At 44.7% G+C, this 19,661-nt stretch carries 24 protein-coding genes; 5 read left to right on the top strand and 19 right to left on the bottom strand.

Annotated features, from left to right (window positions below; genetic code table 11):
- The first annotated feature begins 65 nt into the window (after positions 1-65).
- The 5 genes from yajC (at position 66) to ACYQ4O_RS07735 (ending at position 4,383) form a co-directional block, all read left to right on the top strand.
- Positions 66-410, top strand: coding sequence for a preprotein translocase subunit YajC (gene yajC, locus ACYQ4O_RS07755; RefSeq protein WP_066593416.1), 345 nt, complete (start codon positions 66-68; stop codon positions 408-410).
- A gap of 71 nt (positions 411-481) precedes the next feature.
- Complete coding sequence (gene secD, locus ACYQ4O_RS07750) at positions 482-2,380, top strand: protein translocase subunit SecD (RefSeq protein WP_308513337.1); 1,899 nt, start codon at positions 482-484, stop codon at positions 2,378-2,380.
- Positions 2,381-2,382: 2 nt separating this feature from the next.
- Entirely contained in the window at positions 2,383-3,318 is a 936-nt protein-coding gene (gene secF / locus ACYQ4O_RS07745; RefSeq protein WP_308513338.1) for a protein translocase subunit SecF, read from the top strand.
- Positions 3,319-3,393: 75 nt separating this feature from the next.
- Positions 3,394-3,846 (top strand): DUF805 domain-containing protein, encoded by a 453-nt coding sequence (locus ACYQ4O_RS07740; protein WP_460175248.1) that lies wholly within the window; start codon positions 3,394-3,396, stop codon positions 3,844-3,846.
- A 141-nt stretch (positions 3,847-3,987) separates the two neighbouring features.
- Positions 3,988-4,383: a hypothetical protein gene (locus tag ACYQ4O_RS07735; RefSeq protein WP_308513340.1), complete on the top strand. Its 396-nt coding sequence runs from the start codon at positions 3,988-3,990 to the stop codon at positions 4,381-4,383.
- A 39-nt stretch (positions 4,384-4,422) separates the two neighbouring features.
- On the opposite strand, the gene ACYQ4O_RS07730 is transcribed toward ACYQ4O_RS07735, so the two are convergent.
- From ACYQ4O_RS07730 to ACYQ4O_RS07640, 19 genes are all read right to left on the bottom strand, one after another.
- Complete coding sequence (locus ACYQ4O_RS07730) at positions 4,423-5,085, bottom strand: response regulator (protein WP_217983895.1); 663 nt, start codon at positions 5,083-5,085, stop codon at positions 4,423-4,425.
- A 50-nt stretch (positions 5,086-5,135) separates the two neighbouring features.
- Positions 5,136-6,185 carry a hydrogenase expression/formation protein HypE gene (gene hypE, locus ACYQ4O_RS07725; protein ID WP_308513341.1) on the bottom strand — a complete coding sequence of 350 codons (1,050 nt, stop codon included), beginning with the start codon at positions 6,183-6,185 and terminating at the stop codon, positions 5,136-5,138.
- 20 nt (positions 6,186-6,205) lie between these two features.
- Positions 6,206-7,315 (bottom strand): hydrogenase formation protein HypD, encoded by a 1,110-nt coding sequence (gene hypD / locus ACYQ4O_RS07720; protein WP_460175247.1) that lies wholly within the window; start codon positions 7,313-7,315, stop codon positions 6,206-6,208.
- A gap of 9 nt (positions 7,316-7,324) precedes the next feature.
- The gene (locus tag ACYQ4O_RS07715; protein ID WP_308513344.1) at positions 7,325-7,543 is read right to left on the bottom strand and encodes a HypC/HybG/HupF family hydrogenase formation chaperone; all 219 of its coding nucleotides are present in this window, start codon (positions 7,541-7,543) and stop codon (positions 7,325-7,327) included.
- A gap of 2 nt (positions 7,544-7,545) precedes the next feature.
- The gene (gene hypF, locus ACYQ4O_RS07710) at positions 7,546-9,855 is read right to left on the bottom strand and encodes a carbamoyltransferase HypF (RefSeq protein ID WP_460175246.1); all 2,310 of its coding nucleotides are present in this window, start codon (positions 9,853-9,855) and stop codon (positions 7,546-7,548) included.
- Positions 9,856-9,859: 4 nt separating this feature from the next.
- On the bottom strand, positions 9,860-10,522 hold the full coding sequence (hypB, locus tag ACYQ4O_RS07705; protein ID WP_308513346.1) for a hydrogenase nickel incorporation protein HypB: 663 nt from the start codon (positions 10,520-10,522) through the stop codon (positions 9,860-9,862).
- A 61-nt stretch (positions 10,523-10,583) separates the two neighbouring features.
- Positions 10,584-10,790 carry a hypothetical protein gene (locus tag ACYQ4O_RS07700; RefSeq protein ID WP_308513347.1) on the bottom strand — a complete coding sequence of 69 codons (207 nt, stop codon included), beginning with the start codon at positions 10,788-10,790 and terminating at the stop codon, positions 10,584-10,586.
- An 18-nt stretch (positions 10,791-10,808) separates the two neighbouring features.
- Entirely contained in the window at positions 10,809-11,159 is a 351-nt protein-coding gene (hypA, locus tag ACYQ4O_RS07695) for a hydrogenase maturation nickel metallochaperone HypA (protein WP_308513348.1), read from the bottom strand.
- On the bottom strand, positions 11,152-12,258 hold the full coding sequence (locus ACYQ4O_RS07690) for a hypothetical protein (protein ID WP_460175245.1): 1,107 nt from the start codon (positions 12,256-12,258) through the stop codon (positions 11,152-11,154). Before ACYQ4O_RS07690 ends, hypA begins: the two co-directional genes overlap by 8 nt.
- Positions 12,255-12,818, bottom strand: coding sequence for a [NiFe]-hydrogenase assembly chaperone HybE (gene hybE, locus ACYQ4O_RS07685; RefSeq protein WP_460175244.1), 564 nt, complete (start codon positions 12,816-12,818; stop codon positions 12,255-12,257). Before hybE ends, ACYQ4O_RS07690 begins: the two co-directional genes overlap by 4 nt.
- Positions 12,805-13,035, bottom strand: a complete 231-nt coding sequence (locus tag ACYQ4O_RS07680) for a rubredoxin (RefSeq protein ID WP_066593379.1) — start codon at positions 13,033-13,035, stop codon at positions 12,805-12,807. The genes hybE and ACYQ4O_RS07680 overlap by 14 nt, the downstream gene beginning before the upstream one ends.
- A complete protein-coding gene (locus tag ACYQ4O_RS07675; RefSeq protein ID WP_308513351.1) occupies positions 13,035-13,952 on the bottom strand; it encodes a hydrogenase expression/formation protein in 918 nt (305 codons plus the stop codon). The genes ACYQ4O_RS07680 and ACYQ4O_RS07675 overlap by 1 nt, the downstream gene beginning before the upstream one ends.
- Positions 13,946-14,389: a thioredoxin domain-containing protein gene (locus ACYQ4O_RS07670; RefSeq protein WP_308513352.1), complete on the bottom strand. Its 444-nt coding sequence runs from the start codon at positions 14,387-14,389 to the stop codon at positions 13,946-13,948. Before ACYQ4O_RS07670 ends, ACYQ4O_RS07675 begins: the two co-directional genes overlap by 7 nt.
- Before the next feature lie 2 nt (positions 14,390-14,391).
- Positions 14,392-14,712, bottom strand: a complete 321-nt coding sequence (locus ACYQ4O_RS07665) for a HypC/HybG/HupF family hydrogenase formation chaperone (protein WP_308513353.1) — start codon at positions 14,710-14,712, stop codon at positions 14,392-14,394.
- A gap of 3 nt (positions 14,713-14,715) precedes the next feature.
- On the bottom strand, positions 14,716-15,348 hold the full coding sequence (locus ACYQ4O_RS07660) for a HyaD/HybD family hydrogenase maturation endopeptidase (RefSeq protein ID WP_460175243.1): 633 nt from the start codon (positions 15,346-15,348) through the stop codon (positions 14,716-14,718).
- Between the two features lie 212 nt (positions 15,349-15,560).
- Positions 15,561-15,860 carry a HigA family addiction module antitoxin gene (locus ACYQ4O_RS07655; protein ID WP_460175242.1) on the bottom strand — a complete coding sequence of 100 codons (300 nt, stop codon included), beginning with the start codon at positions 15,858-15,860 and terminating at the stop codon, positions 15,561-15,563.
- Positions 15,861-15,924: 64 nt separating this feature from the next.
- Positions 15,925-16,668 (bottom strand): Ni/Fe-hydrogenase, b-type cytochrome subunit, encoded by a 744-nt coding sequence (cybH, locus tag ACYQ4O_RS07650; protein WP_308513355.1) that lies wholly within the window; start codon positions 16,666-16,668, stop codon positions 15,925-15,927.
- 12 nt (positions 16,669-16,680) lie between these two features.
- On the bottom strand, positions 16,681-18,441 hold the full coding sequence (locus ACYQ4O_RS07645) for a nickel-dependent hydrogenase large subunit (protein WP_460175241.1): 1,761 nt from the start codon (positions 18,439-18,441) through the stop codon (positions 16,681-16,683).
- Positions 18,441-19,541 (bottom strand): hydrogenase small subunit, encoded by a 1,101-nt coding sequence (locus ACYQ4O_RS07640; protein WP_308513357.1) that lies wholly within the window; start codon positions 19,539-19,541, stop codon positions 18,441-18,443. Before ACYQ4O_RS07640 ends, ACYQ4O_RS07645 begins: the two co-directional genes overlap by 1 nt.
- Positions 19,542-19,661: the final 120 nt, after the last annotated feature.

The following is a 19,661-nucleotide window of genomic DNA, read 5'->3' as shown; positions in this document are numbered from 1 at the left end:
TAACTCAACTCCTTTATAATTCCCAAGTTAATTATTAATGCACCAGTCGGTGATGGAGATTTAAATTGTTTTTTATTAGTGATGCATATGCCCAAGCAGCCGGAGCTCAGCCTGGTGGCCTTGAAAGCATGATGTCCTCTTTCGGCGTAATGCTTTTGATTTTTGTTGTTTTCTGGTTCTTGCTCATCCGTCCTCAGCAAAAGAGACAAAAAGAACATAAGAAGATGATTGATGCTTTGACCATTGGTAATGAAGTTGTTACAGCCGGCGGCATCATGGGTAAGATCGTTGAAGCCGATGAAAACTATCTTGTTCTTCAGATCGCTTCCGTCGACGACAAACCTGTGACTATCACTTTCCAGCGTTTAGCTGTTCAAGCAGTTCTTCCTAAGGGAACAGTCAAGTTCTAAAAGCTGCTCACTCAGCCCTCGAATGAGGGCTTTTGTTGTATTTATTTTTAGTGGTCTAATCCCTCCCAACCATGAATCGATATCCTATTTGGAAGTATGTTCTGATTGCGGTGATCCTTATTGTCGGTTTGGTTTACACCTTGCCGAACTTTTATGGTGAATCGCCTGCCGTTCAGGTAAGCCCAGGCAAGGCAACTGCAAAAGTAACGGAAAATACTCTCAAGACTGTTGAAGACGCGTTAAAAGCGGCTCAAATTTCTCCTAACGGTGTGTTCTTCGAACAAGGTGCTCAGCAAAACTCCATCAGAGTTAGATTTGCGCCGACTGAAGGCGAGCTTCAGCTCCGTTCCAAAGAAGTTATTGACAAAGCTCTTAACCCCGATCCAAAAGATCCAACATACATTGTTGCTCTTAACCTTGTTCCAAACACTCCGCAGTGGCTCTTAAGTATTAATGCTTTGCCGATGTACTTAGGCCTTGACCTTCGCGGCGGTGTTCACTTCCTTTTGGCTGTCGATATGGAAGCAGCCGTTTCAAAGAGAATTGAAGCTGCAGTCGGCGATGTAAGAACATTCTTAAGAGAAAAGAAGATTAGACACGCCGGTATTACACGCAGCGGAAATAACATCGAAATCCTCTTCAGAAGTGAAGCAGAACAAAGAGCTGCTTACGATGTACTGAGAGACCATGCGTCCGATATGCAGTACGAAGAACTGCCGGGAAGCGGTAATCGTTACATCATTCGAGGAACAATGTCTCAAAAGGCAATGTCTGACGTTCAGGAATATGCCTTGAAGCAGAACGTTGCTACTCTTCATAACAGAATTAATGAACTTGGCGTGGCAGAGCCTGTAATTGCTCAGCAGGGTGCAGACCGTATTGTCGTTCAGCTCCCGGGCGTTCAGGATACAGCAAAGGCTAAAGACATTCTTGGTCGTACAGCTACTTTGGAAGTGCGTATGGTCGACGATAGTCCGGAGGCAATGAACTCTCTAGCCCAAGGAACAGTTCCTTTCGGTACTGAAAAATACAAAGATCGAGAAGGCAGAGAAATTCTCGTCAAGCGTGAAGTCATCCTCACCGGTGAAAACTTAAATGACGCTCAGCCGGGATTCGACAGCCAGACTCAAGAACCGACGGTTAACTTGACCTTAGACAATAAGGGCGCAAGAAAGTTCAAAGACGTTACTCGTGAAAATGTCGGTAAGAGAATGGCTATCATCCTTTTCGAAAAAGGTAAAGGTGAGGTCGTCACCGCTCCGGTTATTCGTCAGGAAATCGGAGGCGGACGCGTCCAAATCTCCGGAAGAATGACCACTGTTGAGGCAACGGATACTGCTTTGTTGTTAAGAGCCGGTTCTTTGGCTGCTCCGATGGAAATCATTGAAGAAAGACTGGTTGGTCCGAGCCTTGGTGAAGAAAATATTAAAGCTGGCTTTAAATCTACTTTATGGGGTTTCATCGCCGTTTCCGTCTTCATGATTATTTACTACCATTTGTTTGGTGTAATTTCCGCAATAGCTTTGACCTGCAACTTATTCTTGCTGGTTGCCATCTTGTCTATGCTCCAAGCAACTCTAACGTTGCCGGGTATTGCCGCTATGGCCTTGACCCTTGGTATGGCTGTTGACGCTAACGTGCTTATTAACGAACGTATTCGCGAAGAACTGAGAGTGGGACGTACACCTCAACAGGCAATCTCCGAAGGTTACGGAATGGCTTTTAATACCATTTTGGACTCCAACATTACGAGCTTGATTGCCGGTGTTGCGCTGCTGATCTTTGGTTCCGGTCCGGTCAGAGGCTTTGCGGTTGTTCACTGTTTAGGTATTCTTACTTCTATCTTTACTGCCGTGATGGTATCTAGAGCAATTGTTAATCTCTACTATGGTCGCCGTAAGAAACTTACTAAGCTTTCAATTGGTCAGGTTTGGATCCCTGATGCAGAAAAAACTAAAAAGGGAGCCTAATCATGGAGCTGTTTAAGATTCATAAAACGATTCCATTCATGAAGTATTCAAAAATTTTGAATGCGATATCGTTTATTTCATTTTTTATTGCAGTTGCTCTTCTGGTCATTAAAGGCTTAGCCTTCTCCATTGAGTTTACGGGCGGTTTGGTAATGGAAGTTAATTACCCGCAAGCTGCGCCGATTCAGCAAATCCGTACGGATTTGGAAAAAGTCACGGGCGGTGAGGTTCAGGTTGTTAACTTTGGTACAGCCAGGGACGTTCAAATTCGTCTTCCTCTGAAAGGGGATAAGACCTCTGCACAGATGAGCGCCGAAGTTATGGAAGTGATTCATCAGCACGATGCTAAAGCCGAGTTGAGACGAACTGAATTCGTCGGTCCTCAGGTTGGTGAAGAATTGGCAACTGACGGCTTAACAGCACTCTTGCTTGTGATAATCGGTATCATGGTCTACTTAGCGTTCCGTTTTGAATGGAAATTCGCTGTGGCAGCCATTATCGCTAACTTCCACGACGTGATTTTGGTGCTTGGGTTCTTCTCTTTATTCCAATGGGAGTTCTCCTTGCCGGTGCTGGCTGCGGTACTGGCCGTTCTTGGTTACTCCGTTAACGAATCCGTAATTATTTTCGACCGCTGCCGAGAATGCTTCAGAAAGATTCGAAAGGGAACACCGGTAGAAATTGTTAATACGGCTATTACCCAGACTATATCCAGAACGATCATTACTCACTCCTCGACATTGATGGTGACTTTAGCGATGTTTTTCTTCGGAGGTCCTGCGCTCCACTACTTCGCTTTAGCTTTAACTATTGGTATTTTGTTGGGTGTGTACTCTTCAGTATTCGTTTCTGCGGCTATCGCTCTCTACTTAGGAGTTAAGAGGGAGGACTTAGTCAAGAAAGTCAGAAAAGACGAAATTACTGACATGGTTCCATAATATTTGATACCCACTTCGTTTTTAAAAGGGAGGCTTCTGCCTCCCTTTGCGCTATTGTGAAGGAACGGAGGATTTATGAGAACAGGGCTGAGATGGTTCAAATTTGCAATAAGCAAAATTTCTGATTTCAAAGGAAGGGCAGGGAGATCAGAATTTAATTGGTATGTATTGTTCTTTGTTCTCTTTGCGGCCTTATGCTTTGGCCTGGATACAATAGTTTCGGATTATCCGATTATCGTTTCGATTTATTTTGCCCTTGCCATCGTGCCCTCAATTCTCTTGGTTATTCGCCGACTCCATGACATAGGACACTCAGGTTATTGGTGCATTGTGTTTTTTATGTTTCCTCCGCTAATGCTTTATCTAATGTTCGCACCTTCAGATAAAGAACCAAATCAATTCGGTTTTACGGAACGGTTAGTCAATGACTCTCCTAAACCTTTTAAGCCATTGGATGAAGGAAACGGATTCGAAGAACTAACAGATAACGGGTCGAAAAGAAAAAACGGAGAGCCTTATCAGCCTTAAAGCTGTTTAAGAGTCAGTTCAAGAGGTAATCTGACTTCTTATTCCGGAACGAAGGAAGCGTGTTGTTCTTCGGGTAAAATCCAATAATACCTATAACTCAATGCAATAATATTTTCTCAATATCAAGTGACGGAGGGAATTATGTCTAAGAAAAAAGATATTTCCAAAAAAGAAATCAAAAAAAGAATTAAGTTAGAAGACAAAATTTTTAAACTGATTCTTAAATCACGCTCTAAAAAGCATCCTCTTGATGAACAGCTGTATGCTGTAATCGACTTTCTTGAACAGCTTCAGTACAGCCTTAAGGAGTTGGTTAAAGAGGATGAACAGAAAGAGCAAGCTGAAACTGAAAAACTCATCCAAGAGGAACTTCCTGAACCGGAGGCGAGAGAAGAAATCAAGGAAGAGCCAAAAGCCGAAGTTAAAGAAGAAGTAGTTGAGGCTGCCCCGTCTGCAGAGACGCCTGCAGCGGCAGTCAAAGAAGTTAAGAAGTCTTCTAAGAGAAAAGGAAGAAAACAGATTAGAAGAAGAAAGTAGAATATAAAAAATCCGCCGATTTGGCGGATTTTTTATGAGTTAATCTACATTGAAGCCGTTTTTACGTGCTGCTATGAGGGCCTCAGTCCTATTTTTGGCATTAAATGCTCGGTAAATAGCTGCGACATGAGTCTTAATGGTTCCCTCGGAGAGTTCCATTTTTTTGCAGATAGTCTTAATTGAATCTCCTTGGCTAAGCAGTTTAAGAACTTGACATTGCCTTGGAGTTAAGTGCACGGAGGAGCTCGGGTTTTCAAGCGGCTGCTGAGGATTCATTCCTACAGACTGCTGTTGAGAGAGAACTTTGGATGGGATATAAACACCGCCTTCAAGCACAAAGCTAATTGCATGTTTAAGGAGTGTAGCATCCAAGGATTTAGGAACGTAACCTGCAGCACCGGCCGATAGGCTCTTCAAAATACTGTCCGGATCGACTACCCCTGATAACACAAGAATTTTCAGAGCAGGATATTCAGATAATAATTGTTCAAGTAATCCGGTACCGCTTGAGTCAGGTAAGCATAAATCTAAAATCATCAAGTCTGCGGAATCACCAAATTTGTTTGCTAACTCACGCGCATCTCTTGCCGAAGATCCTGTATAAATTTGGACTTCCGGGTACATGCTTTTTAATAACGCGCTCATTGCTGTGGTGATCAGAGAATGGTCATCTACCAACAACACCAAATGAGGCTGTTTCATAAATACTTTCTCCTAAATATGCGTGATAGGAACGATTATATAGTAGTGGACTAGCAGATTCTTGGTAACTGTTCTCCGCTTAACCAATCCACCATTCTAGTTCCACCGAACGGCGTTTCCATCTGAACAAAACAGTTCTCATCCTCTACGCAAGTCCCGATTATCTGAGCATTCTTTCCTAAGGGATTTGCACGCATAATTTCCAGCATTTTTTTTGCGTCTTCGGGTCCGCAAATTGCGATAAGCTTTCCTTCATTGGCAACAAATAAAGGATCGAGACCGAGGAATTCACAAGCAGCGGCAACCTGTTCTTTCACCGGAATCTTAGCCTCTTCAATTTTCATTCCGACTTTAGATTGAGTTGCAAGTTCATTAAGTGTGGTACCAAGACCTCCTCGTGTCGGATCACGCATACAGCGTAAAGAAGGAATCTCTTTGACTAATGCTTCTGTCATGGAATTGAGACTTGCGGAATCGCTTTGAATTTCGGTCTCAAAGCCTAAATTGGCTCTTTGACTCATAATGGCAACGCCGTGGTCTCCAATGTCGCCTGACACGGCAATAACGTCGCCTGGTTTGCAGTTTGCTCCGGAAAGGTGAATACCTTTAGGTACAACGCCAACGCCCGTAGTGTTGATGTAAATGCCGTCTCCTTTGCCTTTTTCAACTACCTTGGTATCACCGGTCACAATATAGACTCCGGCTTTCTTGGCCTCTTCGGCCATGCTCTTCACAATCTTTTCCAGATCGGCTAAAGGGAAACCTTCTTCGAGAATAAAACCTGCGCTTAAGTAAAGAGGTTTCGCACCGCACACGGAAACATCGTTAACGGTTCCATGAACGGATAATGAACCGATATCACCGCCGGAGAAAAAAATGGGAGAAACGACATGAGAGTCGGTCGCCATCACGATGTGACCCTCAGGGGTTGGAAGATATGCCCCGTCATCGCCTTGCATGAGATATTCATTATTGAAGTACTTGGCAAAGAGTTCGGAGATTAGCTGTGCGCTGGCTTTGCCGCCTGCGCCATAGTTCATTTCGATTTTTCCGTTTTTAATGTTCAGCGGACGGACATAATGTTTCTTTTTTTCTTGCATTTTATTTGTACCGATACTGGCTATTTCTTTGTTCTTCTTCCGTAAGTGTAATAAGCTGCGCAGGCACCCTCACTGGAGACCATGCAGCTTCCGATTGGAGTTTCCGGTGTGCAGACGGTTCCGAAAGCACGGCAGTCTGACGGATGCTTTTCTCCTCGCAGAATTGCGCCGCATTCGCATGCTTTGTTGTCCGGGACTCTGCGGTAGGGAAGATCAAAACGTTTTTCTGCATCAAAGAAGGCATAGTCTTCACTTAGCTTTAGAGCGGAATAGGGAACGCTTGAGAGGCCTCGCCACTCAAAAGAGTCTCTGATATCAAAAACTTCCTTCATTAGATTGATAGCTTTAACGTTGCCTTCGGGTTTGACCGCGCGAATGAATTCGTTTTCAACTTCCGCTCTTCCGTCATTAATTTGCTTAATGAGCATAAGAATCGCTTGAAGCATGTCTAATGGTTCAAAACCTGCGACCACAACGGACTTTTTATATTTCTCAGCCAACTCCTTGTAGGGATCAGATCCGATAATAGTGGAGACATGAGCGGGGCCGACAATCCCGTCAATTTTGACACCGTTCGGATTGTTCAGAATATGCTTCATGGCCGCTGGAGTTAAAACATGGTTGCAGAACACTGAGAAATTCTTAATATTTTCTGCTTTTGCCTGTTTTAGAACGACCGCTGTAGGCGGCGTTGTGGTTTCGAATCCTATAGCAAAAAAGACAACTTCTTTGTCCGGGTTTTCTTTTGCAATCCTGTATGCATCGCTGACGGAATAGACCATGCGGATATCTGCACCTTGAGCTTTCGCCTTCATCATGGAAATTCCGCCGGATGCCGGTACTCGCATGGTGTCTGCATAAGTACACAAAATAACATGATGCTTAACGGCTAGCTCAATTGCAGAGTCAATTCGTCCGATTGGCATGACGCAAACGGGACAGCCCGGACCGTGAATCATTTCTACATTCTTCGGAAGAATATTTTCTAAGCCGTAACGGCTTAAGACATGAGTATGACCGCCGCAAAATTCCATTAAACGATAGGTACGATCCGGCCTGACTTCTTCCGCAATCTTCTTTGTGATCTCTTTGGCTATTGCCGAGTCGCGATATTCACTAATGTATTTCATAGACTATCTTTAAGCGGAGACTTGAGAATTGAAAAGTTGAATGGTTCTTTGGGCTTCTTCCGGATCGATTTTCTGAAGAGCATAACCGACATGCAGAATGACATAATCACCGACTTGTACATTCTCAATCAAAGCCGTAGAAATTGTTTTCTTAACACCGGCGATTTCTGCGATTGCTTCATCACCGGGAAGCACTTCAATAATTTGTACGGGAACGGCTAAACACATTTTTATTCCTTCTCTATAACATTTGCCATACCGGCGACCCACAGCTGACCGAGAGATAAACCTCCGTCATTGCAAGGGACCTCGGTAGATTCGTAAATTTTTAGCTTTTGGTGCTTCAATGCACTTTTGATTTGTTTCATCATGAGATTATTGAGGCAGCAACCTCCGGAAAAACAGATTTTCGTGATGCCTGTCTTTGAACTTTGTTCAATTAATTCTTCGGCAAGAACGGAAGCAATTGTCGTGTGAAAATCTGCAGCAGCTTCTGCTCTGTCTTGCCTTTGGGCAAGATGAAGAAGAAATTCATCGATATTCAGAATGCCGTTTTCACGTTTGACCATTTCTCTGAAAAAGCGGCCGTTTTTGTTTTTGGCAGCGTATTCCAGTAGAACAGGGGCTTCGCCTTCGTAGGTAGAAAAGTCCTTAACCCGAAGAAGTGCTGCTGCCATGTCAAAAAGTCTGCCAAGACTTGAGGCCTGTGGAACGGGAAAGTTTGAATCCATCAGATGAAAAATCATTTGAACATTCCTGTCCGGGAATAATTCCAGAGCCTTTTCGCGGTAACCGTTTTGTGCTAAAAACGCAGCGGCAATTCTCCATCCTTCTTTTGCGCATTTATCTCCGCCCGGAAGAGCAACCGGTTTGAAGTGGCTTAAACGCAGAAACCCCTTCGGATCTACGCGAAGAATTTCGCCTCCCCAGCTGGTACCATCCGTCCCTAATCCAACCCCGTCTAAGGCAACCCCGATTACAGGTTCTTCCAGACCATGCTGAGCCATCACGGAGGCGATATGCGCGTGATGATGCTGGACAGGAAAAAGCTTGGCTCCGTATTTATCCGCTAAATCTTCTGCTAATCGAGTTGAAAAGAAGTCAGGATGAAAATCACAGGCAATAATAGACGGGTGAATATCAAACGTTTCAATCAAATGTTCAATAGCTTTAGATAAAGCCGTGCAATTAGAGACTCTGTCCAAATCTCCAATATGCTGAGAAAGAATCGCATTATCTTCTTTTGAAACACAAGCGGTGTTTTTTAGCCAAGAGCCTGTAGCGATGCAGGAAGGTACTTTCCTCGGCAGCTTAGTGACCTTTGGAACGTATCCGCGGGCTCTTCTTATGATTTTTGTGGGTTCCGAAAGATCGCTGCGGATTACCGAGTCATCGCATCGAATGAGAATATTTCTATTGTGCTCGAGATAAAAATCTGCAATTCCTTGCAGCTGCTCTTCGGCTTCTTTATTGTTAATAACTAGAGGCTCACCTCCTGCATTGGCGCTTGTCATTACGAGATAAAGAGGGACTTCTTCTGAGGCGAGTGGAAAGTGAGGTTGCCGGTTAACTGCCTCAAAAAATAAAAGCCAATGGATGGGTGTGTAAGGGGACATCAGACCAATTGTAGAAAGATCAGGCGCTATCCCATCAAGCAGTTCATCGGCCGCGTCCTTCTTTGGACAAAGAACAATAGGGGCAGCGCTCGATTCCAGAAGATTTTTGGCTTCTTGGTCGATTACAAGAAATTTTTCCGCACTCTTAGCGTTTGCAGTCATGATTGCAAACGGTTTACTCGGTCTGTTTTTTCTTTTGCGAAGTTCTCCGACGGTTTGGGAATTTAACGCATCACAAACTAGATGAAAACCTCCCAATCCTTTGATTGCACCGATTGCGCCTTTTTTTATTAATCTGAAAGTTTCTGCAATCGGGTCGTCGGTCTCTATAAGATTGCCGTCCTTATCTTTCAAAGCTAGTTGAGGCCCACAGTTCCAACAGGCATTTGGCTGAGCATGAAAACGACGGTCAAGGGGATTTGTATATTCTTCATGGCACAAAGGACACATTGGAAAGTCCTTCATACTGGTCTGTGGTCGATCGTAGGGAATATGAGCAGTAATCGTATATCGAGGACCGCAGTGAGTGCAGTTAATAAAAGGATACCGGTACCTTCTGTTGCTGGGATCAACAAGCTCTGTCAGACAGTCTTTGCATACGGCAGCATCGGCAGGAATCGTTGTTTTTACTGCCGAGGATTTGCTTTCAATAATTCTGAAAGAAGAAAACGCCGGACACTCAACGACTTCTTCCTCTAGAGAATCTACTGAAGCAAGAGGAGGCAGTTCTTTTTTGAAGCGTCGGTCAAAGACATCTTGTTGTTCTTTTGTGCCCTGAAGAATAATCTCTACACCTTCTCCGTCGTTTAAAACCGTCCCTTTTAACCCTTCAGAAACAGCAATAACGTATACAAAGGGCCGGAAACCGACTCCCTGAACAGTTCCTCGAACTCGGATTCTTCGGGTGTAGAGATTTGAATCCATATGATTATTTACGATGGCTCTTTAACCAGTCAATCCACTTTTCCATGCCCTCTCCGGTAGTCGAAGAAAGTTCAATGATTTCGATATCCGGATTGACTTGTTTGGCGTACTGTTTGCATTTCTCAACGTCAAAATTGAGATAAGGAAGGAGATCGATTTTTGTCAAAATCATGACTTTTGATGCATTAAACATGTACGGATACTTCAAAGGTTTGTCCTCTCCCTCAGTGACGGAAAGAACGACTACCTTGCATAATTCTCCAAGGTCGAATGCTGCCGGGCAAACAAGATTGCCGACATTTTCGATAAACAGAATGGAATTGTCCTCGGGAATTAATTTTGCTGAGGCGTCTTTAATCATTTCCGCATCTAAATGGCAGTTTTCTCCCGTGTTGATTTGAATAGCACGGCAACCGGTTGCTCTGATTCTTTCCGCATCATTGATAGTCTGCTGGTCTCCTTCGATTACCATCAGAGGGACTTCATTTTTTAAAGCTTCGATTGTCTGACAAAGGAGCGTAGTTTTGCCGCTTCCCGGGCTTGAAACTAAGTTGAGTGCGAGAATATTGTGATCGGCAAAATAATTTCTGTTTTCTGCAGCGACTTTATCGTTTGCTGCCAGAACGTCCATCTCAAGTTTGATTAAACGATCATCTACATCGCTCATGAAATACCTTTTTAGAAATTAAATTATTTTTTAGTTCTATTCGTTAGAAGAATCTAGCTGATTAATTAGCATGATCATGTTCATGGCCATGATCATGATGATGTTCATGGCTGTGTTCGTGGTGGTGTTCATGACCATGATCGTGAGGATGTTCATGGCCGTGGCTATGTTCGTGATCACCATGGTGATGAGCATGAATATGCTGTCCGGATTGATCTAAATCTTCAATTGTTGCGCCTTTGCCGCCGCATCCGCATGTAATACACATATTAACCTCCAAGTGTTACTAATCTTCTGTTTTAAGTTCAAGCTCTGAGACCCTAAATTCGTTGCCACCGTTAATTTTTAACTGATACCCTCCGCAAATAGGACAAGGATCGCCTAAATGATGGAACGGAACGGTTTGAGCACACTTCATACACCAAGCCGTTCCTTCCGGGCGTTCAAGTTCAATTTCTGCTCCTTCCATTACAGTCCCATGAGCAGCGATTGTGAGACTTTGCATCAAGGATTGCAGCTCAACGCCGGCCAGCTCACCGACGATTAATTTAATTTTTGCTACATCCCGATTGTTGTTTTGTTGTGAAACGCCCTCAACAATCTCCACAATGCTCTGTGCCAGGGACATCTCATGCATTTTTATTGACCTCGATATTGATTTGAACACACGGGTCGTAGGAAGAAACCACCAGATAAACCAGTTTTTTTAATTCATCTTCCGACTGTCCTGAAATATCTTTTAAAGAATCATTAAAAGCATGTGTGTCGGTTACATTCAGTTCTGTTGGAGTCAAGATACCGTAATCAGCAATGACGTTTTTTCCTTCTTTTTCTTCCAATTTTGCAAAGTGAAAAAGAACGCCGCGAGAGTTTTGAATAACGCTCAGCGCGCATTTATCTTCCAACTTCAAGACTGAGGCAGAAATCTCGGAAGGGAAGTCATCCATCAGAGTTGTAATGAGTTCAACGAATCTGGCGCAAAGCCGGGTGTATGCCGTGTTTCCATCTTGCGCTAGCAGATAAGAAATCAGAGGATCTTTTCTTTGACGCGCCACTGCCCCCGTTAGGTGTTTGATATCGAACTTATGGCCTTTCGACATCCATAGTTTCTTTTCCTTCACATCTTCTAAAAGCACTTGAGGAGTCTTTTTAAGAAGAGGAAGGCTGCACCATCCTAAGTTACGGTGAGAGTTAAGAGCTGCAAAGATTGATGGAATATCTTCAGAAGTTTCATCCGTGAATCCATTGAGAAGATCTTGCTCCCAATCTTCGCCGAAGTCGGCCAGCAAAAGAGGAAGAGCCAAGTCTGCTAATTTTCTTTTTTCTTCCTTAACTTTTTCCGAATCACGGGGATCAACTTTTTTAAGTTCGCTTACTTGTGCACGAATCTCGACAATACGGTGAATGTGTCTTTTTCGGAAAGCTTCAGGAGCAAGCTGCAGCAAAAAGAAACGTACTCCTTCGTTAATGATTTCCAGGTAATTCTGCCAAATGCAGTCCTTGAAGATTTCCGTGGTGTCTTGTCCCGAAGCTTCATACAATGCAAGTTTGGCTGCAGCACTCTGTGAGTCGGGGCATAGAGAAAAAAGAATAGGAATGAGTTCAAAGACTTCCTCCGGGGTTTTGCCGATAAATAACTTTTCTACAGAAACTTCAGAAGAAGCTTTCACGGCTGCATTTCTTACACAGTTATCGTCTGTATCGAGAAAAATATTGAGATTTCCGACAAAGCTCATGCGTTCTCCTGTTGTTTTCTTCTAAAGAAGGATCTTCTAGAAATTGGTTTAGATAAAGTGTTCTCTACGGCTTTTTCCATGGCCTCTTCTTCGATTTCTCGTTTAGATTCAACCATTGGAGTTCCTTCTTCTTCGGGTTGCTCATCTTTCATAATTTCATCGAGAGCGGCGTAGGCGACTTCGACAGCCATTTGATCGTCTGTAATTTCCTCAAGTGGGGAAAGGAGGGAACACATTTTGTATTCACCAAGGATTTTATCTTTCACGCTGATAAAGTCATAGAGCCCGGCCGGAAATTGATAATGAAGTTTTTTTCCTTCAGGAACTGATTTCCAATATCCTTCTTCTCCCTCACATAAAATAAGATTGATGGCCCAAGGCGTGACCATGACTCCGAGCCAGAAGTTAGTCCATTTCTTAAAACCAACTGCGTGGACTTTAACTTTCGGGTGAAGAAAGGGCAGTCCCTTCATTCGGTTTTGATGAATGTACTTAAACCCAGCCTCTAAGCGAGGGGCCGGATTTGGCTTCCAAATAGCAGGGGCCTTACTTTTCTGCATAATCTTTGGGAACTACCATGAACAGTTCTTTTTCGCATCCGCAGACAGGGCAGCACCAATAGTCAGGAAGTTGGGAAAATGGTGTAGAAGGCTCGATGTTCTGATCAATGTCTCCTTTTTCAGGATCGTAAACATAGTGACAGACCTTGCATTCCAAGCAGTCAGTGTCCTTGAGCTTGGAGGCGTCTCCTAAATAAGTTCCTTCAAAGCCATGCATTAAGACAACTCCACGGGAGAAAGTTCCCAGCTAGATGTAACCCATTCGACCAATTCTTTGATTCGTAAGACCGAGTCCTGTAGATCTTCCGCAGAGGCCAGCGCTTCTTCGGGGAGGCCGCAGACGACAATGGTGTTGAGAATCATCAAACGAGTAGGGGCGTTGTTAAAGTATTGAATTCTCCATGCATGACGAACGTCGGTGGAAAGAATATGGCAGTTTCCGAATCCTCTGGACATCATATGCACGGCACCCATGCCAAGAGCTGTGTCAATAATTTGATTGTCAGCCGGAGTCATAGGAAGATGACTCAAATTAAATGTCTTTGCCGGTGCGCCGGGTTCCCAGCTCTTAAGAGCGGCGTTAAGTTCCGCCAAGATGGCAGGGCTGTTCATGGCCTCAGGATCTTCCTTGGTAGGGTTAAGTCCCTCTTTAGATGTCAGATAAGCAGCTTCCGGTACGCATGCAGGTATGGCGCTTACTTCGATCTGGTCGGAAATCGGTTTGCCGTCTTTGTAATAGCAGACACGCCAAACACCGACGAAGATGGATTCTTGGATGCGGATTTCGTCGAAATTATCCTGCGGAAGTTTGATGATGATAGAAACTTCACCTTCACCCAACATTTGGTTGACCAAATTCAAGGTAGCCGGATCTAGATGGTTTAACGCAAAAGAGGGACCGGCAGCATTGGAATTTTGGTTCCAATTCTTCATTTCTTGATAAAGCTCAATGAATAATTGACGGCAGCGTGTTGCCGTTTCCTTATCGCTGATTTCCGGAGCATGAGGTCGGACGTATGTTTCCACGGTATCTGGAACGCCGATGGTCATTGCCTTTTCTTCATCGGGCTGTGAACCGGGGCCGATGCTTTTAATTGGAATGTTGATTGGCCGAGAAGTAAATTTGTTTAGCATGATTTAACAGGAATTCCGATTGAGGGTGGGAAGGAAGGAGAACGCTGAATAATTTCATCAACTTCAGCAACAAGTTGAGACCACAGACGCAAGCCGTCGACCGCTCCGAGATAAGCGCCGTCTCTTACAAACACCATAGCCGGCCAGCGTTTAAAGCCGTAGATGGCTGAAAGTTTTCTGGCATGAGGAGGGCAGACGACAGCTTTGTTTTTGATTAACTGACAGGATTTTGCTAACTCTGGAGCAATGACGATTGCATCCATAGTTTCTTTCATCCGGTTTGGATCATCTACAAAGAGAATCAGAGAAAGACCGTCTTTCTTCAGAAATGCTTCAAAAGAATCGGCATCAATTTGCTCGAAACCACATTCCTCAGTCATTTTTTTGAAGATGGGATGAGTCTGCAGATCTATTTTTTTAGGTACTTCTATAAGCATGATTACCTCTTTTTTAATTGGGCAGCCAGATGCGGAGGAAGGCGTCCGGTGTTGGCAGTGATGTCGGCAAATGCATCTTCAGTATTTGGATCAAGAGTCCCGTTCATCGCGTTCTCCAGAGAATCTAACGCTTTGTTTACTTGGGCGGCTCGCTCTTCCGTAAGAACGTCCATTGCCGTTCCGTTCCATGCCAGGATCCAAGTTCCGGGTTCAAGCGGGCCAACCATCATTATGTCGATTTTTTCCCGCTGGCCTCTGCCTTCACAGATGGCCACGCCTTCATCCGGAAGCTCCTTGACGATCATTGGTATTCCGATACACATAGGTTATGCCTCGTTAGTGCGGATAAAGGCGTATCTTCTGTCACCCGTACGATCAGCCTCTTCTTGAGAAGGTCTTTCTGCTTCGTACCTTTCCATGTTCAAGGCCGAGTTCTCATTCAGAGGCTCGTAAGATTCGTTCGGAGTTCTTTCTCTTAAGGGTACGCCCCAGTTTTTTAATTCTTTAAAAGCAGCCTCAACAGCGGGCCCGAGCTGTTTCTTGGCTTCATTGGATAAAGACCCGCCGTAATCATCAAGAAGCACAGGCTGGAAGCCAACAACGACGATTTGGTTCGGCGCAGACAGGCGTAGATGAGCAGCTGCCAATAAGTCGTTCATACCGTCTTGGTGTGGGGAGAGTTTGGTTGATATCCAGATTGAAATCTCTTCATCGTGGAGAACTCTTAATTCACCGGGTTCCCCGTGAAAATCACAGCAGTCAAAAACTAAGAGCTTGTCGCATCTGCAAATGTCATCGAACAGATACATTCCGAGAGTGCCTCCGTCGATAACTTTATCTGCCGGATCAAGCACCGCGTACCTTTTATGGAACTCTTCAACAGCTCTTACGCCAAAGCCTTCGTCAGCCCAAAGAATGTTTCCGATCCCAAGGATTAAAGTTGGAATTTCTTTTGTCATACGCTATTAGTAACCTTCGTAGTTACACTTACTTATCCAAATGATTATACGGTAAAAGTAAGTGGAAATACTAATGATTGGCACTTAAATAGCGAGTCGATTGAATTTTTTGTATAGGTAGAGGAATTAACTAAAAGTAATATGAAAAAGTTATATAAGAAGAACTGAAATGGACGATATAAAAACAACAAAACTCGTCAGAGACGAGCTTCTTATTGGGGTGAAAGGCTTTGTCGCTTTTCCTTTTCCAGTTCCTGATATAGATCCCAGTGCATTTGCAGCGTAAGCCAAAATTCGGGATCCGTATTAAAGAAGCGGGCAAGCTTTATAGCGGTAGAAGGAGTTATTGAGCGTTTTCCTACGACTAGTTCATTAACTCTTCTTCTTGAGACGCCTAAGGCCCTCGCAAGGTGAGCCTGCGAAATAGAAAGGGGCTGCAGAAATCTGGAATCTAGGAAGGTTCCCGGGTGAGGAGCACTTCTGCAGGACTTCAGGAAGGAGAGGTCTGACAATTTGGCCTCTCTCCCGAATCCCTTATTCCGTAATTCTGCAGCCATCTTATACAACGCTTAGAAATTACTTACCGGAGTAAGTTCTTTCGATCTCCGCGTCCGGGAACTGAGGTTCCTTGAAGTAGCGGATGCCGTTGATAATTGTGGATACCTGAGTACCGCCGCCCATGATATCTTCACGGAAGCTCATGTATAAGTGAGCGCAGAGGAAGATAAGGATGTAGTACATCAGCAAATGATGGAAGGTTCTTACCGGCTGCGGGCCGCCAAGCAATTCAGTAACCCAACCGAAGTATGTCATCCAACCTGTATCCCAACCCCATTGCTGAGCATAAAGACCAAACCCGGTAATGATGATGAGAACACTGCCGAGAATGTACATTAAGCACATTGCGGTTTGAGCCAAAGGATTGTGTCCGACATATTCTTTTGGATGCTTATTCAAGAAGAGATAATAAGCAGCGCAGCCGAAGATGCCTTTGAGCCACATAATGTCCCAGAAGGGCAGAATGAAGATCATTCTTGAGTATTTGTTGCCCACAAATGCCCAGTAGATACGGTAGGCAAGAAGGGCAGCAAACAGCATGCCGCATACTAAGTGGATCAGGATAATATGTCCGAAGAAATATGTGCTCCATGTATCCGCATAGTTGGGGATCGGAGGCCAGCCGATTAAGAAACCGGTGATACACAAGAGAAAGAAAACAACCGCTTGTGCCCAATGCCAAAACCTAACTGGGGCCTCATAGACATATACAGGCTCGATCGGTCCTTCAAGAATTTCATACGACCATTTCGAGATTTTCATAAAACCCCCTTCTTAGCGAACTTGAACTTTGCAGAGTTCTTGTCCTTCAGTTGAAAGTACGTGAGTTGCGCAAGCCAAGCACGGGTCAAAACTATGGATAGTACGCAAGATTTCAAGCGGCTGGGTAGCGACGGCTACCGGTGTACCGAGCAATGAGGCTTCGTATGCACCCAATTGGCCCTTCGGATCACGTGGGGAAGCATTCCAAGTAGACGGAACAACAGCCTGCCAGTTTGCAATGACACCGTCTTTAATGACGCACCAGTGGCCAAGAGCACCACGCGGAGCTTCAGCAGGACCAACACCCTTGCATTCGAGCGGCCATGTGCTCGGTTCCCATTTTTCCATATTGGCAGCAACTTCGTCACCGGCCTTAATGTTGGCTTCGAGTTCATCAACGCAGCGAAGCATTTCACGAGCCATCATACGAGCTTCTAAGCAGCGAGCCAGTGTACGGCCAAGAGTTGAGAACATCGCTTGAATTGGTACGCCAGCCTTTGAAAGGGCTTCATTAACCAATTCTGTCTGTTCAGGCATCTTCTTAGCGTATGCAACCACCATACGGGCCAATGGGCCGGTTTCCATAGCGTGACCGTTCCAGCGAGGAGCTTTAATCCAAGAATAACGGCTTTCAGCACCAAGCCACTTAATATCTGTCTTGGTACCTTCAGTACCGGCTCCGAGTTCAAACTTCGGATCAGTGATACCGTCCCATGGATGCAAGCCTGCATCCGGCTGAGGATATTGATACCAAGAGTGATCAACGAATTCTTTAATCTGGTTAGGATCTTTTAGGTCAACCGGGTGGATTTCATCAAGTTTGCCGTCGATGATGGCGCCGTTAGGCATCAACAAGCTCTTTTCAGAAAGATCGTTGGCATATCTTGGGAAATCGCCGTAGCAGAGCAAGTTCTGGTTGGAGAGACCTCCGCCAATCTTGAACCAGTCTTTGTAGAACGGAGCCATTGCCATAAGGTCCGGATAGTAGACTTCTTCAATAAACTTGATTGTGTCTTTAGCGATATCGCGGATGTAGTTAACCCAAATCTGGTTGACCATTGTGCCTTGAGCACCCGTGTCGTTCATGTTAATTGGGCACGGTACTCCGCCGACCAAATAGTTCGGGTGAGGGTTCTTTCCGCCGAGAATTGTATGAACCTTAACGATTTGACGCTGATAGTCCAAGCTTTCAAGGTAGTGTGTTACACCGAGAAGGTTGACTTCAGGCGGAAGCTTGTAAGCAGGGTTGCCCCAATAGGCATTTGCGAAAATACCAAGTTGGCCGCTGGCAACAAACTTCTTAAGTCTGTCTTGAATTTCTTTGAAGTACGCTGGAGAAGAAAGGGCGTGATTAGAAATTGCTACCTGGATTTCGCTGGTTTTCTTCGGATCAGCATTCAGCGCGCTTACTACATCAATCCAGTCCAAGCCGTGGAGCTGATAGAAGTGTGTAAGGTGGTCCTGGCAGTAGAGGGTAGCATTCATCAAGTTGCGGATGATGTTTGCATTCTTAGGAATCTTAATTCCAAGAGCATCTTCAACGGCTCTAACTGCAGAAAGAGCATGAATACCGGTACATACACCGCAAATACGTTCTACGAAAGCCCATGCATCACGTGGATCGCGGCCTTTAAGAATGACTTCCAAGCCTCTCCACATTGTGCCTGTAGACATGGCATCGACAATAACGTTGTTGTCGTCCATGACGGCTTGCATACGTAAGTGACCTTCAATACGGGTGATAGGGTCAACAACAATTTTCTGGTTTGCCATTATAAGTTCGCTCCCATGTCTTTATTAACTTCTTTGCTCTTTGCTCTGGCAACAGCACTTGCAGCGACGTGGACGGCAATTGCAGCGCCGATTACGCCGAGAGCTGCCAGACCCACACGGTCGGCAGTTGCTTGAATACCAAGGCCCCAGCTTGGAGGAAGAATAGTTGGTTCGTGTGCATAGAAGGAACCTTTATCCCAGAAATCAGCTTCTGAACAAGCAAGGCATGGATGGCCCGACTGAACCGGCCAAGAAATTGCTTCGTTCCATCTAATAGCAGAACAAGAGTTGTAAGTGATAGGTCCTTTGCAGCCGACTTTGTATAGGCAGTAGCCGAGCTTGGCACCGATATCGTCAAATTTTTCAACGAACTGACCGGCATCAAAGTGGGCTCGTCTGTAGCATTTATCGTGAATTCTCTGACCGTAGAACATCTTCGGACGCAGCTGACCGTCAACCGGCGGGAGACGATCATAGGTGAGCATGTATGTGATGACACCGGTCATGACTTCAGGAATCGGAGGACAACCCGGTACGCGGATAATCGGTTTGTCTTTGATTACATCGGTAATAGGTACTGAGTGGGTCGGATTTGGTTTGGCCGTATTGATACAACCCCAAGATGCGCAAGAGCCCCAAGCAATGATGGCTTTTGCTCCTTTAGCGCAGTGAAGGAGTTTTTCAATAAATGGTTTACCGCCCGGAATACAGAAGACACCGTCGTCTCCCAAGCATGGAGAACCTTCAACAGCAAGAATATAGTTGCCGTCGAATTTCTTCATAACATCTTCCAAAGCTTGGTGATCTTGTTCACCTGCTGCGGCCATCAATGTGTCGTCATATGCTAAAGAAATCATAGAGAGGATGACATCTTTAACCAACGGATGGTAGGAACGAATAAAAGATTCTGTACAGCAAGTGCATTCAAGTCCGTGAAGCCAGATAACTGGAGTTCTAGGCTTTGTTTCCATAGCGTGAGCGATATCAGCTGCGCCGGAAGCACCTAATCCGAGAGAAGCAGCCGTGAGAGAGCAGAATTTCAAAAAACTCCGTCTTGAAACTCCCTGACGCCGCATCATTTCATAGTTAGTTTCTGTCATAGAAGCAATTCCATCAGTAAGGGTTATTGCAGGTTCAATGCGTCGAACCTCTTGGGTAACTGTAACCTTAAATGTAAACACTTAGAGGGAATCGTGCTTAAAATGGGTTTTTAATAAAAA

Source organism: Turicimonas sp. TL08 (assembly GCF_054660695.1).
This window is presented reverse-complemented; position numbering and strand designations above follow the sequence as displayed.